Raw genomic sequence first — 24,523 nt, 5'->3', positions numbered from 1 at the left:
CCTTGTCAGGTTTGTGCACGAACGGCAAAGAAATCAAGGACGGCGTCGATCTGGCCTTCCAGCATGGCGGGGCCCTGGTGGATGGCGCAGCCTCGCTCGCTCGCCGCCAGCAGCAGCGGTGTCATCACCGGCTTCAGGATGATGTCGGCGACCAGCGCGCCTCCGGCCAGGTGCGTGATGTCGAGCGGCAACGGATCGTCGGGGCGCATGCCGATCGACGTGCAGTTGACGATCACGTCGAAGCCCTGTGCATCCGGCTTGGCCTCGAAAACGTCGAGGCCAGGCCGGTGGGTCTTGATGCCGTCCACCAGGGCCCGGCAACGTCGCGTGTCGATATCGAACACGCCGATCGCATCGGCGCCCGCCGCGGCGACGGCGTGCGCGACCGCGCAACCTGCTCCGCCCGCGCCGATGACCAGCACGCGACGTCCCGTCAGCGTCTGTCCTCGCGAGGCCAAACCCCGGATGAAGCCTTCCCCGTCGAAGTTTTCGCCGATCAATCGGCCATCCTCGGTTTTCCGGATCGTGTTGAGCGCGCCGGTGAGCCGGGCCTGGGGGCCCAGCTCGTCGACCCACTCGGTGGCCGCGATCTTGTGCGGCACGGTCACCACCAGCCCGTCGAAATTCCGGATCGCACGGAAGCTGTCGATCACTTCCCGCAGCGCGTCGGGCGCCACATGCAAGGGCACCAGCACGGCATCGGCGCTGCGCTCGCGAAAGGCGGTGTTGAATAAGCGCGGCGATGCAACCTGGGCGATCGGATCGCCGACAATGGCATAGACCCGCGTGCTGCCGGACAGCGGGCCGGGGATGCCCTGGACGGTCGTCATGCCGCGGCCCCGTTGCTGGCCGCGAGCCTCGGATGCGGCGCCCGCGTCTTGCCCGCCAGATTCTTCGCGATTCCCATCGGCTCCGCCCTGAAGATGCGCTCGTCCATCGTCCGCAGCGCCGGGGAAATCAGCGGGCGGAATCCCATCTGGCTCAGGATGTCGCGTTCCAGATCGATGCCCGGTGCAATCTCGATCAGCTCCAGCCCGTCCGACGAGGAGCGGAACACCGCCCGCTCAGTGACGAACAGCGTGGTCTGGCCGCGCTCGCGTCCATATGGACCACTATAGGAAACCTGTTCGAGCTTCTCGACGAACTTGCGATGCTTGCCCTCGGTCACGATGGCGAGTTGGCCGTCGCCGGTGGCGATCTGCAGGCCGCCCGCGGTAAATGTGCCGCCGAACACCATCTTGCGGGCATTCTGGCTGATATTGACGAAGCCGCCGATGCCGATCACCCGGTTGGCGAACCGGCTGATATTCACGCTGCCTTGCGCATCCACCTCGACCGCCGAGAGGAAGGCGAGATCGAGGCCGCCGCCGTCGTAGAAATCGAATTGGTAGGGCTGATCGATCATCGCCCAGTAGTTGCGGGAGGCGCCGGCGTCCAGGCCGTTGGCCGGTGCGCCGCCGATCAGGCCCTGCTCGTTGGTCAGCACGATGTGCTCGAGGATGTTCTCCTCGGCGGCCACGATGCCGATGCCCGTGCAGATGCCCGAGCCCACGTTGCAGATCGCATCCGCTTCCAGTTCCATCGCGCAGCGTCGCGCGACGATCTTCCGCTCGTCCAGGGGCAGGGTCGGGAACGAGCCGAGCGGAATGCGCAGTTGGCCCGCGAAAGCCGGGTCGTGACGCGTCTGGTAGGTCTGGTGCTGGTCCGGCTCGACCACTACCACGTCCACCAGCATGCCCGGAATCTTGACGGTCTTGCCCGGCAGGGTGCCGCGCTGCGCGAGACGCTTGACCTGCACGATCACGATCCCGCCGCAACGTCGCGTGGCTTGCGCCATCGACAGCATCTCGCCGAACACGGCCTCGTCTTCCATCGAGATATTGCCGTCCTGATCGGCGGTGGTGCCGCGCAGGAAGGCCACGTCGATATCGAACGGCTTGTAGAACAGCCATTCGCGCCCCTTGAGTTCCACCAGCTCGACCAGGTCGTCGGTGCAGCGCGTGCTCTGCTTGCCGCCGCTGATGCGCGGGTCGACGAAGGTATGCAGTCCGACGTGGGTCAGCAGCCCCGGGCGCCCCGCAGCGATTTCCCGCATCAGTTGCGAAAGCGCGCCTTGCGGCAGCGTGTAGGCTTCGATTTCATTGCGGTTGGCCATGTCGGCAACCGCCGGCGCGTCGACCACGGTGCCGCACACCACGCGCTTGAGCAGGCCAGGGTGCGCAAAATGCGAAATGCCGCGATGCGAGCGATCTCCCAGTCCAACCGGGTGCAGCGACGTGATCGAACGCGGTGCCGCCGTGGCCAGGAAGCGCCGCTCCACCGCCTCGATCAGCGCTTCCGGGATGGCATGTCCCGACCCCGAACCGCCGATAACGATCGTATCGCCGTCATGGATCAAGGCTGTTGCCTGATCGGCTGTCAATACCTGCATCGCTGCTCCACCAGAAAAGTAAGTGGAGCGAGCTTATGACTTATTTACTAGTAAGTCAATTTACGGAAGGGGCGGTGTTTACCCTGCTCGATAGGCGAAAACAGGCGGACGCAGGTGGACACGCGTCGGACGACGCGAAGGAATATCGGGGAGGCGGGGAAGGGCGGGGAAGCGGTAAGCACCGACGCGCGGGAGGCGCGTCGAATGCTCGTCGGGATTACTTGCTTCGACGGCGTGCTTTCGGGTCCGGCGCGTAGGCGGACAACATCACGCGGGAGAAGGCATCGAAGAACAGCTTCAATTTGTCGAAGCCGCCGGTGCCATGCGTGAACACGGACGAGCTGTTCACGATGTTGATCAGCAGGAAGGCGAGATCCTCTCGCGGCGTGTCGTCTCGCAGTTCGCCGTTGTGCCAGGCCGTGTCCACGGCGAGCCGGATCCCTTCATGAATCGAGGAGGTGAACGATGCGAGCATGTCGCGCGCACTCTCGCTCAGCACGTCGCTCTCGAGCCGCAACCTGCCGATCAGGCTCCAGGACTGAGTGCCGTGATCGGTCGGGTTGAACTGCCGGTAGCGCTCGAAGTTGTACTCGACCACCTTTTGCAGCTTCTCCTGCAAGGTGGTGGTCTGGTCGAGCCAGATGCGCAGGTGCCGCCCTCGTGCCTCGGCCACGTAGTCGGCCACGACCTCGTCCACCAGCGCCTGCTTGTTGCCGAAGTGGTAGTGGATATTGGTGGTCGTCACACCGAGCCGGGTGGCGATATCGCCGTAGCTGGTGCCGTTGAAACCGCGGCTGATCAGCAGTTCCGTCGCCACCTGCTTGATCTTTTCGCGCATGTCGGAGCGTGCAGCGGCAGGCGCCCTGGCAGCCCGCTTTTTCCGCGTTGCTGTTTGCGTTCCGCCGCCGAGTTCGCTTTCCGTGCTGTTTACCATCTTTGACTGCCGCCCCTTCCGATCAGAGTTCACGCGCAGCATGCTACCGCATCCAGGCGCGCGACGCGGCACCGATCACACCTGCACGAGCAGGAGCGTTTCGCCTTCCTGCACGACTTCCTTGCGCATGTTCACGACTTTCATGGCGAGTGTCACGATGCCGCGATCGCTGCGTTTGGTGTTGCGTTTCGCATGAATTCGCACCTCGACATGGATCCGGTCGCCGATGAGCAAGGGGGCGCGGAACGACCAGTTCCAGCTCAGCGTCGCGATTCCCTTGAGCCGGACGGGGCAGCGCGTTTTCAGGCCGTCGGCGAGGGACAAGCCCAGCAGCCCGTGCGCTATCCGGCCCGGGAAACCCGCTGCCTGCGCGAATTCGTCATCCATGTGGACGTCGAACAGGTCGCCGGACAGGCCGGCGAATCCCACCACATGCGCTTCGGTGACGGTCACGCCGCTGGTCTGGTACGTGTCGTCGATCTGCAGGTCGTTGAAGCCATATTCGCCGGGCACCAGCACGCGCGCTGGTTTCTGGTCTTCCGACTGGTTTGTCATGTCCATCACTCTCACCCTGTTCGTTGTGAGATGCGATCATACCTTATTTACTAGTAAGGAAATATTGGGGCTGCGGCAGGCTGATGCCGGTGGTCCCGCGGTAGCGTCGGGCCTTGATTGCCGCTGACTCACCTTGCCCCGCCGGATCGCTAGCGTGTTCCGGATGGCGCCGGCCCGCTCCGCACGGAGGCGAGGCCGGCCCGATCTCCTCATTTTTCGAGGATATGTATCTCGGATTTGACGAATTCATTGGAACCGGGTCACGCGGCATAATCGGCCACGACAAGACTGATCCGAGGCGTAGCCGCTGCCCGACGATCGACCGTGATTCAGATTGATAATAAAAATTGCTTGTCTGAGAGAGTGCAATAAATCGTCTGGTTTATATCGTGAAGCCCATCGGAGAATTATCCGATGGGACGCGTAATTATTCTTGGAGAAAACATGTCGGAAAATAAATATACGGTCGCCGCAGTCGCGCTCCTGGCCGTTGGTACTCTGTTTGTCGAATCACCGGCCGTTGCCCAGGTGTCGATTAGTGGTTATACATTGCCGATGAATATCGCACTCGACGGCGCGCTCGAGGCAGTCCGCGCCTGCACGGCAAAAGGATACGCCGTCACGGCGACGGTGGTGGACGTGGCCGGAACGCCTGAGGTCGTGCTGCGCGGCGATCATGCCGTCATCCACACCAAGGACTCTTCCTATCGCAAGGCCTACACGGCGGTGTCGATGGGGCCGATTTTCCACTTCGATCGCACCAGCCAGTTTTGGGATGTTCTCGCGAAGTATCCGCCGATTGGCGCGCAATCGCTGGCATCGACCCCGAATGTCACGGCCTTGCCGGGTGGTGTGGCAATCAAGCTGCGGGATGAAACCATCGCCGCGATTGGCGTTGGGGGATCTCCCGGCGGCGACAAGGACGAGGAGTGCGCGATGGCAGGTGTGAAGAGGATCGAAAGTGAATTGATGCCTTGAAAATCATCGGCATTCAATGCGAAATATCGATCGCATGAGTTGAACCAGGGGGCGAACCCGCCGAACTCCAGGCGGTGTGCGCCCCCATTTTCATGTCGATGCCTCGAAGCTGAATTGCTCATTCTTCTGCGTTGGGAAATACCCATCGTTATCGCGATGGATCCATTACAATATTTTTTTCGTTTTCGGAGGCTGTTCAGGCGCCATGGATAGGTTGGAAGCTATGGCGATGTTGCTCGCCACTATCGAAACCGGCAGTTTTTCTGCTGCCGGAAGAATGATGAACGTGCCGGTGGCCACGCTGACGCGTAAAGTCACGGATCTCGAGGAGCAATTAGGTACGCGCTTGCTCATGCGAACGACGCGCAAGTTGAGTCTGACGGATGCGGGGCTCGCTTATGCGGTGACGGCGCGGCAGATCCTGGATCTGGTGAGTGAACAGGAGCGTGAGGCGACGGGCGAATTCACGGCGCCGCGCGGAGAACTGGCCATTACCACACCGGTGCGGCTTGGGCGGCTTTACGTGCTGCCTGAAATCATGAATTTCCTGGCGCTGTTTCCGGAGATCGACGTGAAATTGACTCAATCGGATCGCAATGTCGATTTGGTCGATACGCATGTCGACGTCGCGGTTCGTATCGGCCGCCTGCCCGACAGCAACATGATTGCGACGCGGATTGGCGCATTTCGAACGGTGGTCTGTGCCAGCCCGGCCTTGCTGAGGGAACGTGGCGTGCCCCGAACGCCGGCCGAGCTCGCAAGGCTGCCCTGCGTGATGTACAACGGCCCGATGCTGTCGCCGGACTGGACATTCCGATATCCGGATACGGGGCTCTTGGTCACTGTCCCGATTTCGCCTCGGCTCCAGGTATCGTCCGCGGATTCCGCGGTGGATGCCGCCGTTCGCGGGTTCGGATTCACACAGTTGCTGCACTATCACGTCGCGGAGGCCATCGACGCCGGGGAATTGGAAATCATTCTGGACGCGTTCGAGGTCGATCCCGTCCCGATACAACTCGTGCACGTCTTCCGCAGCGTCATGCCCCTGAAGCTACGGCGCTTTCTCGATTTCGTGACGCCCAGACTCAGGGAGTCCTTCTCCCGATTCACCAAGTCGGCATGATCCGGCAGACCAATCCATCAATCGGAAGCAGCCTGCCGTTCGTGGATCAGGCAGGCGGCAGGCTGGATTCGGTTGCAGCGTCGCTGCAACCTGGATGCGTTCATCGTGTCGCCGGCAAGGCGCGTCAGAACTGGGTCAGCCCGCCATCGACAACCAGCTCGGTGCCCGTGGTGTATGACGAATCATCGCTTGCCAGGTACAACGCGGTCTTCGCCAGTTCAATCGGTTCTCCGAAGCGCTTGAGGGCAATTTTCTGCGTGACGTCGCCGGCGACTTGGGAAAGAGCATCGTCAGGCAAGCCGATCTTGCTGTAGAACGGCGTCGCGATCGCGCCGGGGCTCACGGCATTGACGCGGATGCCGCGAGGCGCCAGTTCCGCGCCGAGGGTGCGCACGAGTGAGCGAGTCGCGGCCTTGGTGGCGGCGAGAATCGACAAGCCCGGAAATCCGATCGTATTGAGGAACGAGGTCGTGACGATAATGCTGCCGCCTTTGGCGATGATCGGAGCCGTCTTCTGAATGGTGAAGAAGGTACCGGTGAAGTTGAGGGAGAGGTTGTCCGCGACATACTCCTCCGTTATCGCTTCGAACGGGGCGACCGTGCTTGCGCCGGCGTTGGCGAACAGTATGCGATCCGTTAACGACGTCTTTCCAAGCCGAAGTAAAGGTCAGAAGCTAGGTGTCCACGTGGACACCTGCACACTGACATAGATGAATGAGACGAATGACCTCAAGAGCCGCCTGGTGATCGGCATGAAGCGCGACGGCCGGCGTGAGTACGACGAAGGCGCATTGAAGGAACTTGTCGAGCAGTGCCTGAAGCCGGGGGTGTCGATCGCCCGCATGGCAATCGAGCATGACGTCAATCCGAACCAGCTGCGCAAGTGGGTTGCAAAGTACCAGCAGAGGCAGCAAGAGCGTAGCCCGATGGCCGTCGACGGCGTGTCGATCGACATGCCGTCGGTCCGGTCACGAGCGATCGACCGGCCGCAACCGGCCTTCGTCCCTGTCGTTGCGACACCTCCTCCGATATCGCCCCCGCCATCACCTCCGACGATGAACCTCGCGTTGCAGGTGAGGCTGGCCAACGGTGTCGAGCTTGAGCTCGGCGGAGCTATCGCAACGCTGGACGAACTGACGACGCTGGTCCAGATCCTGGGGAGGCTGCCGTGTTCCGGTTCGACGACACCCTGAAGGTTTATCTGCACCGCGATCCGGTCGATTTCCGGTACGGCATGAACAGCCTGTCGATCCTCGTCGAACAGTCCATGCGCCTGAATCCGATGGACTCGTCGCTTTACATCTTCGGCAACCGGCGTCGCGACCGCATCAAGATCCTGGGCTGGGACGGTAGCGGTTTCTGGCTGCTCATGAAACGACTCGAGACGAGCCACTTCATCTGGCCCGACAGGAAGACCGCCGTCGTGACGATGACGCCGGACCTGCTGCACGCGCTGCTCGATGGTGACGATATTACGGCGATTCGGCAACATCCGACGCATGAATATCTTCGTGTGAGCTGAACGGGTAGACCCGCATGCCGGTCTAATCCGGCATGCCGATCAACGTCACGATCTCTGCCGATGAACTGACTGCGCTGCTCGCGATGCGTGAGGAGCACGCCGCACTTCGGCAGGAGCGCGACGAGCTGCGCAGCGCGGTACGATTGGTCACGGCCGAACGTGACCTTGCCGAAGAACGGCTGCGTTCCTACCGGCGCGAGCTGTTCGGCGCGAAGAGCGAAGCACGAGACTCCGATCAACTTGGCCTGTTCAACGAGGCCGAAGCGCTGGGCGCGACCGCAACACCCGCGACGGAAGACACGTCTGATACGACGGTCGCTGCCCACACGCGCAAGAAGCGCGGCCATCGCAAGCCGCTCGATCCCAACCTGCCGCGTGACATCGTACGGCACGAATTGCCCGAAGCCGAACGCTTCTGCGAAAACGACGGGCACGCGCTCGTCGTGTTTGGTGTGGAGATCAGCGAGCAACTCACGGTGATCCCCGAGCAGCTTCGCGTGATCCAGCATCAGCGCGTCAAGTACGTGTGTCCGTGCTGCGATCTGGGCATCAAGGTCACGCCGGCGCCGCCGCGCATCATCCCGCGCGGACTGTTGAGCGAGTCGGCGCTCGCGTGGATCGCCGCCGGCAAGTACCAGTTCGGTATGCCGATCTATCGCCAGGCCGGCTTGCTGCGTCGCTTCGGCGGCGATATCTCGTCGAACACGATCGCCGCCAGCATGGTCCGCGTCGGTCTCGCTGCGCAGCCCGTCATCAACCTGATGCGCGACGCATTGCTCGACGCTGAAGTGATCTACTGCGACGAGACGACGCTCCAGGTGCTGAAGGAAGAAGGCCGCCGCCCTCAGACGAAGAGCTATCTCTGGGCGCAAATGAGCGGCTCGGGCGCGCCCGTTCGTTGCTTCACCTATACGCCAGGTCGCGGCACAAAACTGGGCGAAAAACTGTTCACCGGCATCCGCAAGGGCGCGGTCCTGATGACCGACGGCTATGAGCCCTACAATGACATCGCTCGGCGTCACGAGCTCGTGCATCTGGGATGCTGGGTTCATGTGAGACGGTACTTCATCAAGGCCGAAGATGGCGTGCCGAAGGCCGCGCGTACGCCCGACCTGCTCGCGACACGCTTCATCAGGCTGATCGGCAAGCTGTTCGCCGCAGAGTCTCGCAGCGAGACGTGGGGGACCGAACGACGACAGCGATTGCGACGACGATACAGTGCGCGCGTGCTCGACGCGATCCATGAACTGATGCTCGAGCAGTCCGCCGGCGTCGTCCCGAAGAGCCTGCTCGGCAAGGGGCTGACTTACCTGCGCGAGCAGTGGCCCAAACTCATTCGCTATGTCGAGAACGGCGACTGGCCGATCAGCAACAACCCTTGCGAAAATGCAATCCGTCCATTCTGCGTCGGACGCCGCGGATGGCTGTTCTCCGACACTGTCGACGGTGCGAACGCAAGCGCAAACCTCTACTCGCTGGTCGAGACCTGCAAGGCCAACGGCATCGATCCTTATCGTTATCTCACCTGGCTGTTTCAGCGTCTGCCGTTGGCGGAGGGCGTCGAAGACTATGACGCGCTGCTGCCCTGGAACATGCCTGTCGAACTGCGCTGATTAGAAGCCAGGTTCCGCTTCTCCTACCAAGCTACGCCGCCACCAACGCTCTGAGAGACGTCGTTGATGGACCGCGTACGGCGAACACCACGTCGATATGGCCGAATTTCGTCCGCGTCTGTTCAACCGCGTGCGCGATGTCCGCCACCTTGCGGATATCGGCACGAACCAGCAGGGCCGTCCCGTTGAGCTCCTTGCCTGCGGCGGCCAGGCGTTCTTCATTCGAGCCAACCAGCACCACATTGGCGCCTTCGGCCTGGAAGAGTTTCGCGGTTTCCAGGCCGATGCCCGACGTGCCGCCGGTTACGAAGGCCACCTTGTTCTTGAGCTTCATTTTCGTCATCCAGTAAAAAATATTCCGGTCATCCAGTGATGACTGTCGAATGTCATTGAATGGAAGGCATGTCGTAGACCTTTGAGCGTTGTCGATCGTCAGTTCTTCGACGCACACCTCGCCTGATTCGAATCATGCACGTAGTCGCTGGATGGCGGAATCGACTGAATTCGCGCAACATCTCGTCGGAATTCGAAGAAATATCGGGTGACGCGTCATTGGCCGGGGTGACGATCAATTCGCATAGCTGACGATGGCCGATGGCCGATGGCGGCATGCGGCGCGCGCGGCGGGTTGTGCGAACGTGGGGAAGCGGCCGGGGAAGGGGCGGCGGTCGCGCGAATTCGAGCAACCGGATAGTCGGAATTGCCGAGGCCGAGTCGGCGATAATGCCGGCAAGAGAGCCGAGGGCATGACGAGAAGAGCTCGACGTCAGCCGAACTGGCACGAACGGCCCAGTTTCATTCTTCCGCCTTCAACCTAAACCCACCCCATGTACTCCTCCACCTTCATCTTCGCCGCCGGGCAGTTCGACGACACCTTCCACCGCCTCGACAAAGCGATCGCGGACGCCGCGAAAACGATTCCGGGTTATCTGGGGGAGGAGACATGGGAGAACGCCGCCACGGGCCTGACGTCCAATGTGTATTACTGGGAGTCGCTGGAAGCGCTGCAGGTTTTGATGAAAAACCCGGCGCATCTTGAGGCGAAAGCCGTCCAGGCGAACTGGCTGGACGGCTATCAGGTGATCGTTTCCGAGGTGATCCGCACTTACGGTGACAGCAAGCTCGCGCATCCGCTGGCAGCGCGAGGCACGGGGCCGCAAGTGGGCGAATCGAGCGGGACCTGAGCGACGATACCGCGCTCATCCCGCATGTCGTTGAGCCTCAGGCCACACCCGCCCGAATACAAGCCACCCGCGCCGCCGACCCACCCCGCACTTCCGGCAGCGGTCTGTCCTGCGCGCAAGCCTCGATCGCATCCGGACACCGCGTTCGAAACGCACAACCCGAAGGCGGATTCATCGGCGAGGGCATCTCGCCGGAAAGCAGCAAGGGCCGCCGCGCGCGCTCGCGTGCCGGATCCGGCGTCGGCGCCGCCGCCAGCAGCGCCTTCGTATAAGGATGCTGAGGCACGCCATACACATCATGCCGAGCCCCGAACTCCATCACGCGCCCGAGGTACATCACCAGCACTCGCTGGCTGATCGCCTTCACCACCGCCAGGTCATGCGCCACGAACAGGTAGGACAGCGAAAGCTCCCGCTGCAGGTCGCGCAGCAGGTTCACGATCTGCGCCTGAATCGACACATCCAGCGCCGACACCGGCTCATCGCAGATCACCAGCCGCGGTTCGCCGATCAACGCACGCGCGATGCCGATACGTTGACATTGTCCACCCGAGAACTCATGCGGATAGCGCATCAGATGATGCGCATTCAAGCCCACGCGCTCGAGCATGGTCCGCACGCGCAGCCGGATCTCCTCCCGCCCGAGCCCCGGCTGATGCGTCACCAGCGGCTCGGCTACTACCTGCTCGATCGTCATGCGCGGGTCGAGCGAGGCGAGCGGATCCTGGAAGATCATCTGCATCTCGCGGCGCATGGTGCGCGTATCGCGGCGCGAGCCCGACACCATCGTCTCGCCGCGCCACTGCACGCTGCCCTCGGTCACCGGCACCAGCCCGATCAGCGCACGCGCGAGCGTCGACTTCCCGCAGCCCGACTCCCCGACCAGACCAACCGTCTCCCCGCGGCGCACGTCGAACGACACGCCATCGACCGCGCGCAGCGTTCCCTTGCCCGACCACGGATACCCACCGAGCGGCACGCGAAAATGCACCTTGAGATCGCGCACGGCCAGCAGCGTATCGGCCGTCGCGGCATTCGTTGAAGCGAGTTCGGCGGTGCTCATCGCAGGCCTCCCGTGATTTCCGCAATGGGCCGATGGCAGGCGCGCACCGCGCCGGCTTCCGAATAGACCGTCAGCTCGGGGCGATCCTCGCGACAGTGCGCCAAGGCGTAGCCGCAGCGCTTGGCGAACGCGCAGCCGTCGCTGCCCAGGCCGGGCATCGGCGGGTTGCCGGGGATCGCGATGAGCGGCGCGTCGTCGGGCGCGTCGAGGCGGGGCAGGGCGTTGAGCAGGCCGATCGTGTAGGGATGCGAGGGCGCGGCGAAGATCGCCTCGGCGCTCGCGTACTCGACCGTGCGGCCCGCGTACATCACCATCACGTCATCGGCGAGGCCGGCCACCACGCCCATGTCGTGCGTGATCAGCACGATCGAGGTGCCGCGCTCGCGGTTCAGCTCGCGCAGCAGCTCGATGATCTGCGCCTGCACCGTCACGTCGAGCGCGGTGGTGGGTTCGTCGGCGATCAGGATCTCCGGCTCGGAGAGCAGGGTCATCGCGATCATCACGCGCTGGCGCATGCCGCCCGAGAACTCGTGCGGGTACATGCGGATGCGGCGTGCCGCGTCGGGAATGCGCACCGACTCGAGCGCCTCGATCGCGCGGCGCGTGGCATCCTTGCGCGAGATCTTCCGGTGCAGCTGCAGGGTTTCCGTCATCTGCCGCTCGATCGTCAGGAACGGATTGAGCGAGGTCATCGGGTCCTGGAAGATCATGCCGATCCGGTTGCCGCGGATCTCGTTGAGCTGGCGCGTGTTCATGCCGAGCAGGTCGGCGTCGCGGTAGCGCGCCTCGCCGCTGGTCGAGCCGTTGCCGGCCAGGAGGCCCAGCAGGGCCATCACGGTCTGGCTCTTGCCCGAGCCGGATTCGCCGACGATGCCGAGCGTCTTGCCGGCTTCCAGCGAGAACGACACGCCCGAGACGGCATCCACCGGCGGGCCGTCGCGGCGCGTGAAGCGGACCCCGAGATTGTTGACTTCCAATAGCGCCATGTCAGCGGTCCTTCGGATCGAGTGCGTCGCGCAAACCATCCCCGAGGAAGTTCACGCAGTAGAGCGTCACGCAAAGCAGCACGGCGGGCGCCAGCAGCAGCCAGGGCATGCCGTCGAGCTTCTGCGCGCCGTCCTGGATCAGCATGCCCCAGCTCGTCATCGGTTCCTGCACGCCCAGCCCGAGGAAGGACAGCACCGATTCGGTGAGGATGATGCCGGGCACGCTGACGGTTGCGTACACCACCACCACGCCAAGCAGGTTCGGCACGATATGGCGGCGCACGATGGTGCCGGGCGTCACGCCGATCGCGCGCGAGGCGTCGACGAATTCACGGGTGCGCAGCGACAGCGTCTGGCCGCGCACCACGCGCGCCATGTCGAGCCAGGAGAAGGCGCTGATGGTCAGCACCACCAGGATGAAGGAGCGGCCGAACAGCGTCATCATCAGGATCGCGATCAGCAGGTAGGGGATCGCGTACATCATGTCGACGATGCGCATCATCACGGAATCGGTGCGGCCGCCCGCGAAGCCGGCGATGGCGCCCCAGGCCACGCCGAACAGGCCGGACACCAGGGTGCCCAGCAGCCCGACCTCGAGCGAGACGCGCCCGCCCACCAGGGTGCGTGCGAGCAGGTCACGGCCGAGTTCGTCGGTGCCCAACCAGTGCATGCCGGCTAGCGTGGGCGGCAGGCTGATCGAGGACCAGTCGCTGGCGGTGGGATCGTTGGGCAGCAGCAGCGGGCCGACGAAGCAGGCCAGCGCGATCAGGATCAGCAGCGCCAGGCTGAACATGGCGGCGCGGTTGCGCACGAAGCGCGCGGCCGCCAGTTCGAGCGGCGTGCGCGAGCGCACCGGCGCGTCGGCCGGCTTGGCTTCGGCGGGAGTTGCGGCAGGCGTCATGGTTGCGCCCCTCTCAATAGCGGATGCGCGGGTCGAGCCACGCATAGGCGAGGTCGACCAGCAGGTTGAACAGCACCGCGCAGACCGTGGTCAGCACCACCAGGCCGAGCACCAGCGTGTAGTCGCGGTTGATCGCGCCGTTCACGACCAGTTGCCCGAGCCCGGGCAGGGCGAACACCGATTCGGTGACCACCGCGGCGGTGATGGAGGAGATGCAGACCGTGCCGAACAGCGACACCACCGGCATCAGCGCCGGCTTGAGCGCGTGGCGCAGCACGATGGTGCGTCCCGGCAGGCCCTTGGCGCGCGCGGTACGGATGTAGTTGCTCGACAGCGTCTCGATCATCGAGCCGCGCATCACGCGCGCCAGCAGCGAGACGTTGATCAGCGTGAGCAGCAGGATCGGCAGCACGCGATACTGCCAGCCGCCGTCGCCCCAGCCGCCCGCGGGCAGCCAGCCATGGCCCTCGGAGGTCTTCAAGGCGATCGCGAAGATCAGCACCAGCACCGGACCCAGCACGAACGGCGGGATCACGTTGCCGAAGTTGCCGATCAGCATCACGAAGCGATCGATCAGGCTGTCGCGGCGCACCGCGGCGACGGTGCCGAGCAGCACGCCGAGCACGATCGCGATCGGGATCGAGACGCCGCCCACCCCGAGGCTGACCGGCAGGGCCTTGCGCACCAGGTCGTTGACGGACCAGTCGACGTAGCGGAACGAAGGCCCGAGGTCGCCATGCAGCAGCGAGTTCAGGTACAGCAGGTACTGCTTCCACAGCGGCGCGTCGAGGTGGTACTTCGCGTTCAGGTTCGCGATGGTGGCCGCCGACAGCTGCTTCTCGCTGTCGAACGGCCCGCCCGGCGTGAAGTGCAGCAGCAGGTAGCAGACGGTGATCACGGCGAGGATCGTCGGGATCGCCCAGAGCGTGCGTCGCAGTGCGTAGGCCAGCATGATGCGTTCCGCCTCAGTGCTTGATCAGATACATGTCTTGCGAGGCACGCATGTCGATCACGTTGTTCAGCGAGTAGCCGCCGACATAGGACTTGACGAGGCGGTCCGCCGAATACTGGAACAGCGGCAGCATCGGGTAGTCGTTCATCGCCAGGTCGTGCGCCTGCGTCAGCAGCGCGGTGCGTTCCTTGTCGTCGAGCTTCTGGTTGGCCTGGTCGATCAGTTGGTCGACCTTCGGATTGCAGTAGCCCACCGTGTTCTGCGCGCTGCCGCAACGGATCAGGTCGAAGAAGGTCATCGCGTCGTTGTAGTCGGCGAACCAGCCGTCGCGCGCCATCGCTACCTTGCCGTCGTGGCGCAGCTTCATCAGCACCTTGAATTCGACGTTTTCGAGCTTGGCGGTCACGCCCAGCTTGGTGCGCCATTCCGAGGCGGCGAACAGGGCCACCTTCTTGTGCAGGTCGCTGGTGTTGTAGGTCAGCGTGAAGCTCAGCGGGTTGGCATCGGAATAACCGGCCTGCTTGAGCAGGTTCTTCGCGTAGTCGACGCGCTTGGCCATCGGCCAGGCGGCCCAGTCGGGCTTGAACGGCTGCACGCCCTTGGTGCCGTTCGGCATCAGGCCGTACATCGGCACTTCGCCGGCCTGCGTGAGCTTGGAGGTGAGGATGTCGCGATCGAGCACCATCGACAGCGCCTGGCGCACGCGTTTGTCCTTGAAGGCCGCGTCGCTGTTCTTCATGTAGAAGTAGTAGGTCGCGAGCTGCAGGCCCGGGCGCAACTCCTTGCCGAACTGCTTGCTGACTTGGTTGAACACGCCAGCGGGGATCGAATAGGTGTAGTCGATCTGGCCGGATTGATACATGCGCATTGCCGTATCGTCGCTTTCGATCGGCAGATAGGTGACGTTCTTGATCACCACCTTGCCGGTATTCCAGTACTTGTCGTTCTTGGTCGCGAGGATGCGGTTGTTCGGCTGCCAGTCCACCAGCTTGTAGGCGCCGTTGCTGACGATGTTCTGCGGACGCGTCCAGGCGTCGCCGAACTTGGTCACGTCATCCTTGTTGACCGGCACCAGCGGAGCCATCGCGGTCAGTTCCGGGAAGAAGGCCACCGGGTTCTCGGTCTTCACCTCGAGCGTGTACGGGTCCACCGCGCGCACGGCCAGCGCCGAGGGCGGCTGCTTGCCGGCGATCACGGCCTTCGCGTTCTTGATGAACTCCACCAGGATGGTGTATTTCGAGCCCGTCTTCGGGTCCACCACGCGCTGCCAGGCATAGACGAAATCTGCCGCGGTCACCGGCTGGCCATTGCTCCACTTCGCGTCGTGACGCAGCTTGAACACCCAGGTATCGGGCGACGGGTGCTCCCACGATTGCGCGACGCCCGGCACCAGCTTGCCGTCGGCGTCGATCCGGGCCAGGCCCTCGAACAGGTCCAGGCCGATGGTGTTGCCGGTCCAGGATTCGATATGGGCGGGATCGAGCGACTCGACCTCGGCCGGCACCTGGCGCGTGATGTCCTGCTGCGCGGCCAGCGTGACGTTCGCCGGGACGTTGACGGCAGACGCGGTGGAGGCCGCGGTGAGGGCGAGCGCGGCCAGCACGGCCGCCATGGCATGCGTATGTTTCATCGTGTGCGATTGACAGAGGGAACGAGGGGAGCGGAGGCGGATTTACCGCGTGCGACGCCGGGGATATTTACGAATGAGACGAAAGAAGGGGCCCATGATGCTTGTCTTTCATATTAGTAATCCTGGTCATTCTCCGGGCGGAAATCCCGTCGATATCAGGGATTACCCGCGCCGAGGCCGCTCTCTATAGCGTTGCCGGCCACGGCATGGGACGCCGCATGCTTACAGTGGAAGGAACCATAGCAGACCGAAATCAGGGCGTCAAAAAATGTTTGATGAAAAGTAACTAAATTAGATTGATATGGACGGGGACGTCTGTTCCGGCTGCGTTATCGATGTGAATCGCCGGGTTTTCATTTTGATTGCAGCGAGCGTGATAAGAGACGGTTTCATAAAGGCTGCTCGACGCGCCGAAGGGTATTCCAGCAGATCAGGCAGCAACCGAGTTTGAGGAACGCGCCGTGAATGTCCGCACGTCGCTCGAAACGAATACGGAGGCGACGGAAGTGATGCAGCCAAGCATGCGTGCGTTCAACGACCCAGCGATATTTGCCAAGGCCGCTGCCGTGTTCGGTACGGCGCCTGGCGATCACCGGCTCAATACCGCGATTGCGCAACGCTCGTCGATGTCGCTCGGAGTCGTATCCTCGATCGGCGTAGACCACACGCGGTCTTTGCAGCGGGTGGCCTCGCAGTCCGCGAATCGGCGCAATCGCGTCAATCAGCGGCAGCAATTGCGTGACATCGTTGACGTTCGCGCCGGTCAGGATCGCGGCAAGCGGCGTGCCGTTGGCGTCGGTGACGATGTGGTGCTTGGAACCGGGTCGCGCGCGATCGGTTGGGTTTGGCCCAGTTTTTGGCCCGCCCCAACTGCGCGAATCGATGATGAATCGACAGCGGCTCGCGAGAAGTCGATTTGGTCTGCTGCGCGCAGCTTCGCGAGCAGCAGCTCGTGCAAACGGTCCCACACACCGGCAGCCTGCCAATCGCGTAGCCGTCGCCAACATGTCACGCCCGAGCCGCAACCCATCTCGGCAGGCAGATCGCGCCAGCGCAGTCCGGTCTTGAGAACGAACAAGATGCCGGTCAGCGCGGCGCGATTCGAAACCGGCAGGCGGCCCGGGTTCTTCTTGCGCCGTGGCTTGGATGGCGGCAGTAACGGCTCGATCAGTGTCCACAACTCGTCGTCGATGATTGGCTTGCCCATCTCCTCGTCTCGGTTGTTCCGATGCCTGAGGTTAACAGCTCGCCGCGAAAGTTAACAGCCCCTCGGGCCCTTTTTGAAACCGTCTCTAAGGAACACCGGGACGGATCATCGGGCTCGGTCCGGCTCCGAATAGCGCGTCGAGAAACTGCGCGCGGCGATCAGCACCGGCAGCAGGGCCTGCCCCATTTCAGTCAGACGATATTCGACCCGCAAGGGTTTTTCTGCGAAATCGATTCGCTCGATCAGGCCGTCGTGCGCCAATTCGCGAAGATGCTGGGTCAGCATCTTTTGCGAAATGCCGGGCAGGTCGCGTTTCATCCGCAAGGTGCGCAGCGCCGGGTCGGCATAGAGCCTGAACAGGATCGGCAGTTTCCAGCGTCCCTGGATCATCCGTATCACGCGGCTCACGTGCGCGACCGAGCCGTCCGGCCCCAGGCAGGCATCGCGCTGATCCTGCGGGATAGGCACATGAAAGTGCGTACTGGTTGGGTCCATCGTTCCTCTCTACGCTGACGACATTCGACAATCCAGAATGAGCGAGGCGCAATGGATTTGCAACTGCAGGGAAAGCGTGCCCTGGTGACCGGGAGCAGCAAGGGAATCGGCGAGGCGATCGCCAGGAAGCTCGCGCAGGAAGGCGCGCTGGTGGTGGTGCATGGCCGTGACGCGGCCCAGGCCGGCGCGGTGGCCGACGACATCGTCCGGCGAGGCGGGCGCGCCCATGTCGTGCTCGGCGACCTGACGCGCGAGGCCGAGGTCGAGCGCCTGGTCGACGATGCGCGAAGGCTCGCGGGATCGATCGATATCGTGGTCAACAACGCGGGCGGATCGGGCGGCGCGAAGGAAACTTGGGCGGAGACGAGGCCCGATTCCTGGGCATCCGCCTATGATCGCAACGTGCTGGCCGCCGTTCGCGTCACGACGCGTCTGCTGCCCGGCATGCAGCGCTCGCGATGGGGCCGCGTGATCAATATCTCGAGTCTCGCGGCCATCATGCCGCCCGCCACCGCGCCCGATTATTCGGCCTGCAAGGCGGCAATGAACACGATGACGGTGTCGATGGCCAAGGCGGTGGCGGCGCACGGGATCACCGTCAACGCGGTATCGCCGGGCACGATACACAGCGCGAGTCTCGATCGGCGTTTTCGCGAGGTCGCCGCGGAGCGCGGCGTGGCTGGCCGCGACGCGCCTTGGGAGGAGGTCGAGCGGGCCGTGCTGCCGATGTTCGCGCAGGTGCCGGTGGGCCGCGTCGGCAGCCTGGAGGAGATCGCGAATGCCGTCGCCTTCCTCGCGAGCCCGCTGGCGAGCTATATCACCGGCGTCAACCTGCGTATCGATGGCGGCTTGTCGCCTGGCTTGTGAGCTTGCCGTGGCTTCCGTGCCGGGCAGCCATGGCGTTCACAGGTCGTCTGTATCGCCTGGCTCGCCGAACCACTGGCCGAGGGATTGTGAAAGTCCCGCTGCGTCCGACGGCGAGTCGGTTGCCCATGCAACGAACCCGTCAGGCCGTACCAGTACCGCGCGCAGCCCCAGCGAATCCCTCGCTTCGCTCGCGACACAGGCCACGCGCCCTTGCCAGCGACGCACCTCGGCCAGCCGTTGCGGATCGCGCTCGAAATCGAGGAACAAGCCCTTGCCGTCGCGCAGCAGGCTACCGGCCAGCGTCCCGTCGCCCAGTTCGAACTCCGGCAGGCTGCATCCCATCAAGGGGTGTCCATCGCCAAGCGGGTAGCGCAACGATAAACCCCATACGCGCTCGGCAAGGTACGCGGCGCCGTCATCCGTCGCCGCCAGGTCGCGCATGATGGCCGCCAGGGCGCGCGTGCTTGCCGTCGGCCGCATCAAGGCCACCTGCGCGCGCGACCAGTCGAGAATGCCTGCGCCCACCGGATGCCGCTCCGCTTGATAGCTATCGAGCATCGCTTCGGGTGTGCCGCCGCGCATCGTCGAGGCCAGCTTCCACGCCAGGTTCATCGCATCGCCGATGCCGAGATTGAGTCCCTGCCCGCCCAGCGGCGAGTGAATATGCGCGGCATCGCCGGCAAGCAGAACGCGCCCCTGGCGATACGTGCGTGCCTGGTAGGCGCGATCGGTCCAGGTGCTGGCGAGCAGCAGGCGAGTCAGTTCGACGTCGATACCCGATACGCGGCGCAGCACGGTTTGCGCATGCTCGAGCGTGATCGGTTGGCCTCGATGGCAAGCGCCGCCGTCGAAGTCCACCATCGCGATGGTGCCGGGCGGCGTGAAGGTGTACATGCCATGGGGCGTGTAATGCCGCCCGGGGCGCAGCGCTCGGGGATCGCGCAGCTCCGCTTCGACCGAATAGCCGGTGAACTCGGGATCGGTGCCGGCGAAGGCGATGCCGGCCAGCTTGCGAACCGTGCTGCGCCCGCCATCGCAACCGACCAGCCAGCGCCCGCGAAAACTCTCGCCGCCAGCGCGAACGCTCACGCTGTCCTTGCCGGCGAGCAGGCGATCGACTTCGTGGCCGCGCCGGATCTCGGCGCCCATCGCGACGGCCCGCCGAGCCAGCACGGTCTCCAGCATCTCCAGTTCGACGGCCATGCCTTCGCCGGCCGGGCTCGGCAGCCGATACGGCCAGCGCGAGCCGTCGATCGCGTCGTGATGGAACTGGATGCCGGCGAAGTGGCCGCCGGGCTGGTGCGACTTGCCGGCCCAATGCGGAGCCGGGGCGGGCTTGTCCGACGCGTCGCGCGCCTGTTGCGCGGCCAGCAGCTCGTCTAGCAGGCCTCGCCGATGGAAGGCTTCGAGCGTGGCGACCGACAGGCCGCGCAGCCCGAACGGCAGGCGTTTCAGCGGCGCTTGCGGGGCTCGCGCGCGCTCCAGCACCAGCACGGAAAGCTTGAACAGGCGCAGTTCGCAGGCGAGAAACAGCCCGACGGGGCCCGCGCCCGCGATGACGACATCATGAGAATCGAGGGGGTGATCGTGCATGAACGGCTCCATTGTCGAGGTTCGACCGGAGCGTTTCTCAGGCTGAGCGCCACACGGACGAACGGGAGGAAGCCTGGACGGCGTTCCATGTTCGTCGCGGGGATCTCATGCACGAGGCCAAAGACCAGAGCTTTCGTTACCGAAAGGACTTGGGCTTACCAAACCAAGTCTGCCTTTTCCGACACGGCTTTATATCATCGTGGCGGGCGCGGCGCAATGGCCTGCCGGCGCGCGATAGTCAGGGAGCCGAAGCGATGGCGCCGGAATTTCAGTTCTTCAGTTCATGTCCCGCGAATGGATCCAGCGGCAACCCGGTTGCGCGGCGAGCACCGCGTCGAGCAACGCGGCGGCGATGGAATCGGCGGGATTCACGCGCCATTTCCTCGGCAGCACGGGCGCCAGGAGTCGGACCAGCTTCAGCGCCGCGCCTTCCGCTTGCCGGCTCTCGTTGCGCGGCCCGTCGATCAGGCTGGGCCGGCAGATCGTCAGCGAGCGAAAGCCGATCGCCTGGATATCGCGTTCCACCTCGCCCTTGGTTCTCGGATAGAAGAATCGGGAGCTCGCCGACGCGCCCATCGCCGTGACGATCGCGAAGGCCGGGACGCCCGCGGCATGCGCGGCCTTGGCGAAGACCAGCGGCAGTTGGTAGTCCACATGAATGAAGGCGGCATTCGAGCCGGCCTTGGCCTGGGTGGTGCCCAGCGCGCAGACGACGGCATCGAACTGCTGCGATGCCAGCGCCGGCACCCAGTCGTCGAGGCGGGCCACGACCGGGTTCAGCAGTTTTGCGTTGGGCGGCAGCGGCGTTCGCGTCGGGGCGACGACTTGGGAGAACGCGCGGCTATCGAGCGCGAGCTTCAAGGCCCGGCTTCCCACCAGGCCGGTGGCACCCAGCAGCAACAGCTTCATCTTCCCGTCTCCTTTCAAGCCAGCGTTCGCGCCGGTGGCGATCAGTATCGCTCAATAAAACGGCGACGCCCCCGAGGCGCGTCGCCGTTTCTCCATGAAGCGTGAACGACCAGGCGATCAGTAAACGGCCTTCCAATGTCCCGGGACCCATTCCCAGTGATTGCCTTCCCAGCGGTAATGCCCCTTCACCCAGTGATAACCGGGCGCCGGCGCGGCCGGTATCACCTCCACGCGCGGTTCCGGCTGGGGCGGCCGAACGGGCTCGACCACGCAGGCCGAAAGCAGGGCCGCGCACAGGCTGGCGGTGAAGGCGGCGACGGTTTTGGATCGGATCGTCATGATGCATGTCCTCCCGGGACTGTTATCGAATCTGTTCTTGAAACGCCGGCTTGCCGGCCGGCACGGAGTGGGCGCTTCAGGCGTGAACCAGGCCCGTCATCGGTCGGCTCGCGGCCGGGCGCTCGAACAGCGCCGCGGTGGCGCGTTGCGGATCGAGGCGCAGCGTCTCGGCGGCGGCGCCGGCGATCAGCGCGTCGAGCGAGGCGGTCGGCTTGAGGTCGCGGCCTTCGTAGAGATCGGCCTGGCGCAGGCCGGGCCAGTCGGCGATCACGCGGCCGCCGGCCACGGCGCCGCCGAGCAGCATCGCCACCGAGCCCTGGCCGTGATCGGTGCCGCCGGTGCCGTTGGCGGCGGCGGTGCGGCCGAACTCGGTGGCCACCAGCACGGTGGTGTCGTTCCAGACCGGGCCCAGCCCGTCGCGCAGCGAGGCCAGCATCGCGTCCAGCCCCTTCAGCACGTTGGCGAGGCGCGCGTTCTGCGCGCTGTGCGTGTCCCAGCCGCCGGTCTCGATCATGGCGATGCGCGGGCCGTCGTCGCGCGCGAGGAAGCTCGCCGCCAGCTTGCCGACGCTGGCCGGGTCCTGCCGCGCGCCGGCGTCGTGCGCCAGGCCGCGTGCCTGCATCGCCGAGGTCCATAAAGGCCCGAGCTGCGCGTCCTGCTCGTAGAGCGCGGAGACACGCGTGAGCAGATCGTCCGGCGCGCCGGGCAGGCCCGAGGGAGCATAGGAGGTCACGCGGGCCGGCCCGCGCAGCGCGGCGGGCACGGTGGGCGCCAGCGCGATCGCGTTCTCGCGCGTGGTCGGCAGCATCGCAACGAGCCGGTTCAGCCAGCCGTCCTTGACCTGGTAGGGCGACAGGCCGCCCGTCTCCAGCACGTTCTGGCCGTCGAAATGCGAGCGGTCGCGATAGGGCGAGGCAATCGCGTGGACGAACAGCGCCTGGCCGCCCTGATACATCCGCGCCGTCTGCACCAGCGAGGGATGCAGCGCGAAGCTGCCGTCCAGGCGCGTGGCCTTGGCGGGGTCGATCGCGAGCTCGCCGCGCAGCCGGGCGTAGTCGGGCTCGGCGTAGGGCGCCAGGATATTGAGTCCGTCGGCCGCGCCGCGCTGGATCACGAACACGAAGCGGCGATCGCTGGCGACGTTGGCGAACGCGAGCCGCGGCGCGATCAGCAGGGTGCCGGCACCGGCGGCGACGGTGCCGAGGAATCGGCGGCGGGAAGGCAGCATGTTTACCTCCGTTGGAAGTCGGGCGAGACGAGCAGCAGCGCCAGCGCGGTGGTGGAACTTTCGGCGCGCGACACGGCGGTGGCGGTGGTTTCGCCCAGCGTGCCGTCGAACAGCGTGTTGCCGAGCTGGCGCGCGTCGACGCGATCGCCGGTGCGCGCGGCCAGGCGCTGCGCGACCTCGACGCGGCGCACCAGCGCGTCGGGCGCGGCCCAGCTCGCGGCGATATCGTCGTAGCCGGCGGGCGAGCCGGGGCGCCACACGGGTTGGCCGAGCTGGGTCAGCAGCGGGGCGGCCTTGAGGCCGTCGAGCGAGGTCCAGCCGAGCCCGCGCAGCGAGGAGAGCGTCCAGTCCCAGGGCGTCTTGAACTTGGCGGCGCGCGGCGACCAGGCCTCGGGCGCCTCGACCAGCGCGCGATAGACGGTCGGCAGGTCGCCGCCGCTGCGCTCGAAGGCTTGCGCGAGCCGCTCGGTCAGCGCGGCGGGCGGATCGTCGGCAACGAAATGACGGGCCAGTTGGAAGGCCAGGTGGCGCCCCGTGGCGGGCGCGCGGGCGAGGTCGCCGAGGATCGCGAGCGCCTGTGCTTCGCCATCCTGATCGTAGCGGCGGCCGAGCACGGTGCGCGTGCCGGGCTCGTGCAGCGCCGGGCGGAACACGAAGCTGCCCGGCGGCGCGTCGTTGGGCTGCGGGCCGCGCACGCCGGCCACGCTCCAGCCGGTCAGCGCGCGCGCGAATTCGGTGACGTCGGCCTGGGTGTAGCCGCTGCGCACGCCGAGCGTGTGCAGTTCCATGATCTCGCGCGCGAGGTTTTCGTTGAGTCCGCGCTTGTGGGCCGGGTCGCGCGCGTCGGCGCGCATGGCGGCGCGGCTGTCGGGGCCGACCGAGCGCGTCTGGTCCAGGAACAGCTGCATGGCGGGATGCTGCTCGGCCGCCACCAGCAGGTCCTCGAAACGGCCGAGCACGTGCGGGCGGATCGCCTCCAGCTCGAAGGCGCCGGCCAGCCCGGCCACCTGCCCCTTGTCCACCGACACCGCGAAATGATTGGCCCAGAAGTGCACCAGCCGTTCGACGAAGGGCGTCGGCGTGCTCAGCGCGCTCTCGACGCGCGCATCGACGGCATCGCGATAGACCGCCACGCCCTCGCGGCGAATCATCTGGTTGAGGGCCTGGCGTGCTGCCTGCGCGGGGTTTTGCGTCGCGCCGGGTGTGGCCGACGAGGCCGCCGCTAGCCTGGCGGCCGGTGATGGCGCGGGCGGCATGGAAGCGGCCTCGGCGGCACTGGCGGCGCGAAATTCGTTGCGCTGCTCGCCGAAGCGTGTCGCCAGCGCGACCGCGCCTGGCGTCTCGGCCCAGGCCGCCGGGCGCGCTTCATAACGCGCGAACTGGTCGAGCAGCCAGGCTTGCGGATCGGCGGGGGCGCTGTCGTCGGCGCGCGCGCCGAGGCCGAAGCGGTTCAGCGCGATCGCGGCGGCGGTGAAGCGGGGCGGAACGTTCATACGGAGTCCTGCCGGCGTGGATGGTCTCCGTTAAACGGAGCACGCCGCGAAATCCGTCGCGTCGGGTGAAAATTTTTTCGGGCGGCCTGTGGGAGACCACCCGGTCTACATCAACGGCCGACGCGCGATGGCCAGCAGGGCGCCGGCGTGGGCAGCTCGCGCGCCGCGGGCCCGGCGATCAGTCCTCGCCCGGCCACCAGGGTTTCGGCGCGCGGTCGATCAGGTAATCGTCGAGTTCCTTGCCTTGCAGCCACTTCGGGCGCGGGCCGCGGCCCGACCACGAATTACCCGAGGACGGGTCGTAGTATTTGGCGGGCGCGGCGCGACGCATTTTCGCCGGCTCGCGGAAACCGGCCGCACGCAGCAATTCGTCTTCGGTAATGCCGTATTGCTCTACCTGATCCTTGAGAGTCGAAAGCAGGCCACGCTTGCCTTCGGTCTTGGCCTCGGCGATCTGGCGGTCGAGTTCACGCAGCTGCTCTTCGAGAACGTTGAGGTTATTGCTCATTGTGGGTGGGCG

The 24,523-nt window shown here is 65.1% G+C and carries 25 protein-coding genes and 1 pseudogene; 7 read left to right on the top strand and 19 right to left on the bottom strand.

The genetic code is table 11. The features are described 5' to 3' along the window. Positions 1 to 5: 5 nt before the first annotated feature. The 4 genes from BM43_RS12240 to BM43_RS12225 form a co-directional block, all read right to left on the bottom strand. Positions 6 to 830: a shikimate dehydrogenase family protein gene (locus tag BM43_RS12240; protein WP_036055408.1), complete on the bottom strand. Its 825-nt coding sequence runs from the start codon at positions 828 to 830 to the stop codon at positions 6 to 8. Beyond that, positions 827 to 2,431 (bottom strand): acyl CoA:acetate/3-ketoacid CoA transferase, encoded by a 1,605-nt coding sequence (locus tag BM43_RS12235; protein ID WP_036055409.1) that lies wholly within the window; start codon positions 2,429 to 2,431, stop codon positions 827 to 829. The genes BM43_RS12240 and BM43_RS12235 overlap by 4 nt, the downstream gene beginning before the upstream one ends. 217 nt (positions 2,432 to 2,648) lie before the next feature. Then, positions 2,649 to 3,269 carry a TetR/AcrR family transcriptional regulator gene (locus BM43_RS12230; RefSeq protein WP_036055410.1) on the bottom strand — a complete coding sequence of 207 codons (621 nt, stop codon included), beginning with the start codon at positions 3,267 to 3,269 and terminating at the stop codon, positions 2,649 to 2,651. A gap of 171 nt (positions 3,270 to 3,440) precedes the next feature. Then, positions 3,441 to 3,926 (bottom strand): MaoC/PaaZ C-terminal domain-containing protein, encoded by a 486-nt coding sequence (locus tag BM43_RS12225; RefSeq protein WP_230676396.1) that lies wholly within the window; start codon positions 3,924 to 3,926, stop codon positions 3,441 to 3,443. Between the two features lie 408 nt (positions 3,927 to 4,334). On the opposite strand from BM43_RS12225, the gene BM43_RS12220 reads away from it, so the two are divergent. Beyond that, complete coding sequence (locus tag BM43_RS12220; protein ID WP_198399551.1) at positions 4,335 to 4,898, top strand: GlcG/HbpS family heme-binding protein; 564 nt, start codon at positions 4,335 to 4,337, stop codon at positions 4,896 to 4,898. A gap of 205 nt (positions 4,899 to 5,103) precedes the next feature. Next, positions 5,104 to 6,021, top strand: a complete 918-nt coding sequence (locus BM43_RS12215) for a LysR family transcriptional regulator (RefSeq protein WP_036055413.1) — start codon at positions 5,104 to 5,106, stop codon at positions 6,019 to 6,021. Between the two features lie 124 nt (positions 6,022 to 6,145). On the opposite strand, the gene BM43_RS12210 is transcribed toward BM43_RS12215, so the two are convergent. After that, entirely contained in the window at positions 6,146 to 6,646 is a 501-nt protein-coding gene (locus tag BM43_RS12210; RefSeq protein ID WP_255222547.1) for an SDR family oxidoreductase, read from the bottom strand. Between the two features lie 85 nt (positions 6,647 to 6,731). Here BM43_RS12210 and BM43_RS12205 point away from each other — a divergent pair, with 85 nt between their 5' ends. The 3 genes from BM43_RS12205 to tnpC are packed head-to-tail and all read left to right on the top strand — an operon-like array spanning position 6,732 to position 9,156. Next, complete coding sequence (locus tag BM43_RS12205) at positions 6,732 to 7,214, top strand: transposase (RefSeq protein ID WP_036047873.1); 483 nt, start codon at positions 6,732 to 6,734, stop codon at positions 7,212 to 7,214. Next, positions 7,190 to 7,543 (top strand): IS66 family insertion sequence element accessory protein TnpB, encoded by a 354-nt coding sequence (tnpB, locus tag BM43_RS12200; RefSeq protein ID WP_036047875.1) that lies wholly within the window; start codon positions 7,190 to 7,192, stop codon positions 7,541 to 7,543. The genes BM43_RS12205 and tnpB overlap by 25 nt, the downstream gene beginning before the upstream one ends. Positions 7,544 to 7,575: 32 nt before the next feature. Continuing rightward, a complete protein-coding gene (gene tnpC / locus BM43_RS12195) occupies positions 7,576 to 9,156 on the top strand; it encodes an IS66 family transposase (RefSeq protein WP_036047877.1) in 1,581 nt (526 codons plus the stop codon). A 70-nt stretch (positions 9,157 to 9,226) separates the two neighbouring features. On the opposite strand, the pseudogene BM43_RS12190 reads toward tnpC, so the two are convergent. Next, positions 9,227 to 9,490, bottom strand: a pseudogene (locus BM43_RS12190) (SDR family oxidoreductase); the annotation flags it as partial. Positions 9,491 to 9,983: 493 nt separating this feature from the next. Here BM43_RS12190 and BM43_RS12185 point away from each other — a divergent pair. Next, the gene (locus tag BM43_RS12185) at positions 9,984 to 10,340 is read left to right on the top strand and encodes an antibiotic biosynthesis monooxygenase family protein (RefSeq protein WP_036055415.1); all 357 of its coding nucleotides are present in this window, start codon (positions 9,984 to 9,986) and stop codon (positions 10,338 to 10,340) included. A gap of 37 nt (positions 10,341 to 10,377) precedes the next feature. On the opposite strand, the gene BM43_RS12180 is transcribed toward BM43_RS12185, so the two are convergent. The 7 genes from BM43_RS12180 to BM43_RS12155 form a co-directional block, all read right to left on the bottom strand. Continuing rightward, a complete protein-coding gene (locus tag BM43_RS12180) occupies positions 10,378 to 11,403 on the bottom strand; it encodes an ABC transporter ATP-binding protein (protein WP_013691356.1) in 1,026 nt (341 codons plus the stop codon). Then, positions 11,400 to 12,389 carry an ABC transporter ATP-binding protein gene (locus tag BM43_RS12175; RefSeq protein ID WP_036055416.1) on the bottom strand — a complete coding sequence of 330 codons (990 nt, stop codon included), beginning with the start codon at positions 12,387 to 12,389 and terminating at the stop codon, positions 11,400 to 11,402. The genes BM43_RS12180 and BM43_RS12175 overlap by 4 nt, the downstream gene beginning before the upstream one ends. 1 nt (position 12,390) lies before the next feature. Continuing rightward, entirely contained in the window at positions 12,391 to 13,290 is a 900-nt protein-coding gene (locus BM43_RS12170) for an ABC transporter permease (RefSeq protein ID WP_013691354.1), read from the bottom strand. 13 nt (positions 13,291 to 13,303) lie between these two features. Then, entirely contained in the window at positions 13,304 to 14,242 is a 939-nt protein-coding gene (locus BM43_RS12165) for an ABC transporter permease subunit (protein WP_036055417.1), read from the bottom strand. A gap of 13 nt (positions 14,243 to 14,255) precedes the next feature. Next, the gene (locus BM43_RS12160) at positions 14,256 to 15,872 is read right to left on the bottom strand and encodes a peptide ABC transporter substrate-binding protein (protein WP_036055418.1); all 1,617 of its coding nucleotides are present in this window, start codon (positions 15,870 to 15,872) and stop codon (positions 14,256 to 14,258) included. Positions 15,873 to 16,261: 389 nt separating this feature from the next. Continuing rightward, positions 16,262 to 17,079 (bottom strand): IS5 family transposase gene (locus tag BM43_RS38725; protein ID WP_088555423.1). Its coding sequence is split into 2 segments (ribosomal slippage): positions 16,262 to 16,731 and positions 16,731 to 17,079, totalling 819 coding nucleotides; the frame shifts between segments, so codons are not numbered across the junction. A gap of 105 nt (positions 17,080 to 17,184) precedes the next feature. Next, the gene (locus BM43_RS12155; RefSeq protein ID WP_036055419.1) at positions 17,185 to 17,574 is read right to left on the bottom strand and encodes a winged helix-turn-helix transcriptional regulator; all 390 of its coding nucleotides are present in this window, start codon (positions 17,572 to 17,574) and stop codon (positions 17,185 to 17,187) included. A 51-nt stretch (positions 17,575 to 17,625) separates the two neighbouring features. On the opposite strand from BM43_RS12155, the gene BM43_RS12150 reads away from it, so the two are divergent. Continuing rightward, complete coding sequence (locus tag BM43_RS12150) at positions 17,626 to 18,441, top strand: SDR family NAD(P)-dependent oxidoreductase (protein ID WP_036055420.1); 816 nt, start codon at positions 17,626 to 17,628, stop codon at positions 18,439 to 18,441. Positions 18,442 to 18,477: 36 nt separating this feature from the next. Here BM43_RS12150 and BM43_RS12145 read toward each other — a convergent pair whose 3' ends face one another. The 6 genes from BM43_RS12145 to BM43_RS12125 all read right to left on the bottom strand — a co-directional run bounded on the left by BM43_RS12145 (position 18,478) and on the right by BM43_RS12125 (position 24,511). Continuing rightward, positions 18,478 to 20,034, bottom strand: coding sequence for an FAD-dependent monooxygenase (locus BM43_RS12145; RefSeq protein WP_036057120.1), 1,557 nt, complete (start codon positions 20,032 to 20,034; stop codon positions 18,478 to 18,480). Positions 20,035 to 20,310: 276 nt separating this feature from the next. After that, positions 20,311 to 20,943, bottom strand: a complete 633-nt coding sequence (locus BM43_RS12140) for an NAD(P)H-binding protein (RefSeq protein WP_013691350.1) — start codon at positions 20,941 to 20,943, stop codon at positions 20,311 to 20,313. A 117-nt stretch (positions 20,944 to 21,060) separates the two neighbouring features. Further along, positions 21,061 to 21,282: a YXWGXW repeat-containing protein gene (locus BM43_RS38720; RefSeq protein ID WP_013691349.1), complete on the bottom strand. Its 222-nt coding sequence runs from the start codon at positions 21,280 to 21,282 to the stop codon at positions 21,061 to 21,063. Positions 21,283 to 21,358: 76 nt separating this feature from the next. Continuing rightward, positions 21,359 to 22,510, bottom strand: coding sequence for a DUF1501 domain-containing protein (locus tag BM43_RS12135; RefSeq protein WP_036055421.1), 1,152 nt, complete (start codon positions 22,508 to 22,510; stop codon positions 21,359 to 21,361). 2 nt (positions 22,511 to 22,512) lie between these two features. Further along, positions 22,513 to 24,003, bottom strand: coding sequence for a DUF1800 domain-containing protein (locus tag BM43_RS12130; protein ID WP_036055422.1), 1,491 nt, complete (start codon positions 24,001 to 24,003; stop codon positions 22,513 to 22,515). A gap of 178 nt (positions 24,004 to 24,181) precedes the next feature. Beyond that, entirely contained in the window at positions 24,182 to 24,511 is a 330-nt protein-coding gene (locus tag BM43_RS12125) for an H-NS histone family protein (RefSeq protein ID WP_013691346.1), read from the bottom strand. Between the last annotated feature and the right edge of the window lie 12 nt (positions 24,512 to 24,523).

The organism is Burkholderia gladioli (genome assembly GCF_000959725.1).
Lineage (GTDB): Bacteria > Pseudomonadota > Gammaproteobacteria > Burkholderiales > Burkholderiaceae > Burkholderia > Burkholderia gladioli.
Note: the sequence above shows the minus strand (reverse complement) of the source record. Positions and strands in the feature narration are given on the sequence as shown.

Excerpts from the sequence above, each read along its gene's own strand:
- BM43_RS12185 (WP_036055415.1), top strand. The coding sequence starts at position 9,984 with ATGTACTCCTCCACCTTCATCTTCGCCGCCGGGCAGTTCGACGACACC.
- BM43_RS12225 (WP_230676396.1), bottom strand. The coding sequence starts at position 3,926 with ATGGACATGACAAACCAGTCGGAAGACCAGAAACCAGCGCGCGTGCTG.
- tnpC (WP_036047877.1), top strand. The coding sequence starts at position 7,576 with ATGCCGATCAACGTCACGATCTCTGCCGATGAACTGACTGCGCTGCTC.
- BM43_RS12180 (WP_013691356.1), bottom strand. The coding sequence starts at position 11,403 with ATGAGCACCGCCGAACTCGCTTCAACGAATGCCGCGACGGCCGATACG.
- BM43_RS12165 (WP_036055417.1), bottom strand. The coding sequence starts at position 14,242 with ATGCTGGCCTACGCACTGCGACGCACGCTCTGGGCGATCCCGACGATC.
- BM43_RS12175 (WP_036055416.1), bottom strand. The coding sequence starts at position 12,389 with ATGGCGCTATTGGAAGTCAACAATCTCGGGGTCCGCTTCACGCGCCGC.
- BM43_RS12205 (WP_036047873.1), top strand. The coding sequence starts at position 6,732 with ATGAATGAGACGAATGACCTCAAGAGCCGCCTGGTGATCGGCATGAAG.
- BM43_RS12235 (WP_036055409.1), bottom strand. The coding sequence starts at position 2,431 with ATGCAGGTATTGACAGCCGATCAGGCAACAGCCTTGATCCATGACGGC.
- BM43_RS12145 (WP_036057120.1), bottom strand. The coding sequence starts at position 20,034 with ATGCACGATCACCCCCTCGATTCTCATGATGTCGTCATCGCGGGCGCG.
- BM43_RS12135 (WP_036055421.1), bottom strand. The coding sequence starts at position 22,510 with ATGCTGCCTTCCCGCCGCCGATTCCTCGGCACCGTCGCCGCCGGTGCC.
- BM43_RS38720 (WP_013691349.1), bottom strand. The coding sequence starts at position 21,282 with ATGACGATCCGATCCAAAACCGTCGCCGCCTTCACCGCCAGCCTGTGC.
- BM43_RS12240 (WP_036055408.1), bottom strand. The coding sequence starts at position 830 with ATGACGACCGTCCAGGGCATCCCCGGCCCGCTGTCCGGCAGCACGCGG.
- BM43_RS12130 (WP_036055422.1), bottom strand. The coding sequence starts at position 24,003 with ATGAACGTTCCGCCCCGCTTCACCGCCGCCGCGATCGCGCTGAACCGC.
- BM43_RS12125 (WP_013691346.1), bottom strand. The coding sequence starts at position 24,511 with ATGAGCAATAACCTCAACGTTCTCGAAGAGCAGCTGCGTGAACTCGAC.
- BM43_RS12160 (WP_036055418.1), bottom strand. The coding sequence starts at position 15,872 with ATGAAACATACGCATGCCATGGCGGCCGTGCTGGCCGCGCTCGCCCTC.
- BM43_RS12220 (WP_198399551.1), top strand. The coding sequence starts at position 4,335 with ATGGGACGCGTAATTATTCTTGGAGAAAACATGTCGGAAAATAAATAT.
- BM43_RS12150 (WP_036055420.1), top strand. The coding sequence starts at position 17,626 with ATGGATTTGCAACTGCAGGGAAAGCGTGCCCTGGTGACCGGGAGCAGC.
- BM43_RS12230 (WP_036055410.1), bottom strand. The coding sequence starts at position 3,269 with ATGCGCGAAAAGATCAAGCAGGTGGCGACGGAACTGCTGATCAGCCGC.
- BM43_RS12215 (WP_036055413.1), top strand. The coding sequence starts at position 5,104 with ATGGATAGGTTGGAAGCTATGGCGATGTTGCTCGCCACTATCGAAACC.
- BM43_RS12170 (WP_013691354.1), bottom strand. The coding sequence starts at position 13,290 with ATGACGCCTGCCGCAACTCCCGCCGAAGCCAAGCCGGCCGACGCGCCG.
- BM43_RS12155 (WP_036055419.1), bottom strand. The coding sequence starts at position 17,574 with ATGGACCCAACCAGTACGCACTTTCATGTGCCTATCCCGCAGGATCAG.
- BM43_RS12140 (WP_013691350.1), bottom strand. The coding sequence starts at position 20,943 with ATGAAGCTGTTGCTGCTGGGTGCCACCGGCCTGGTGGGAAGCCGGGCC.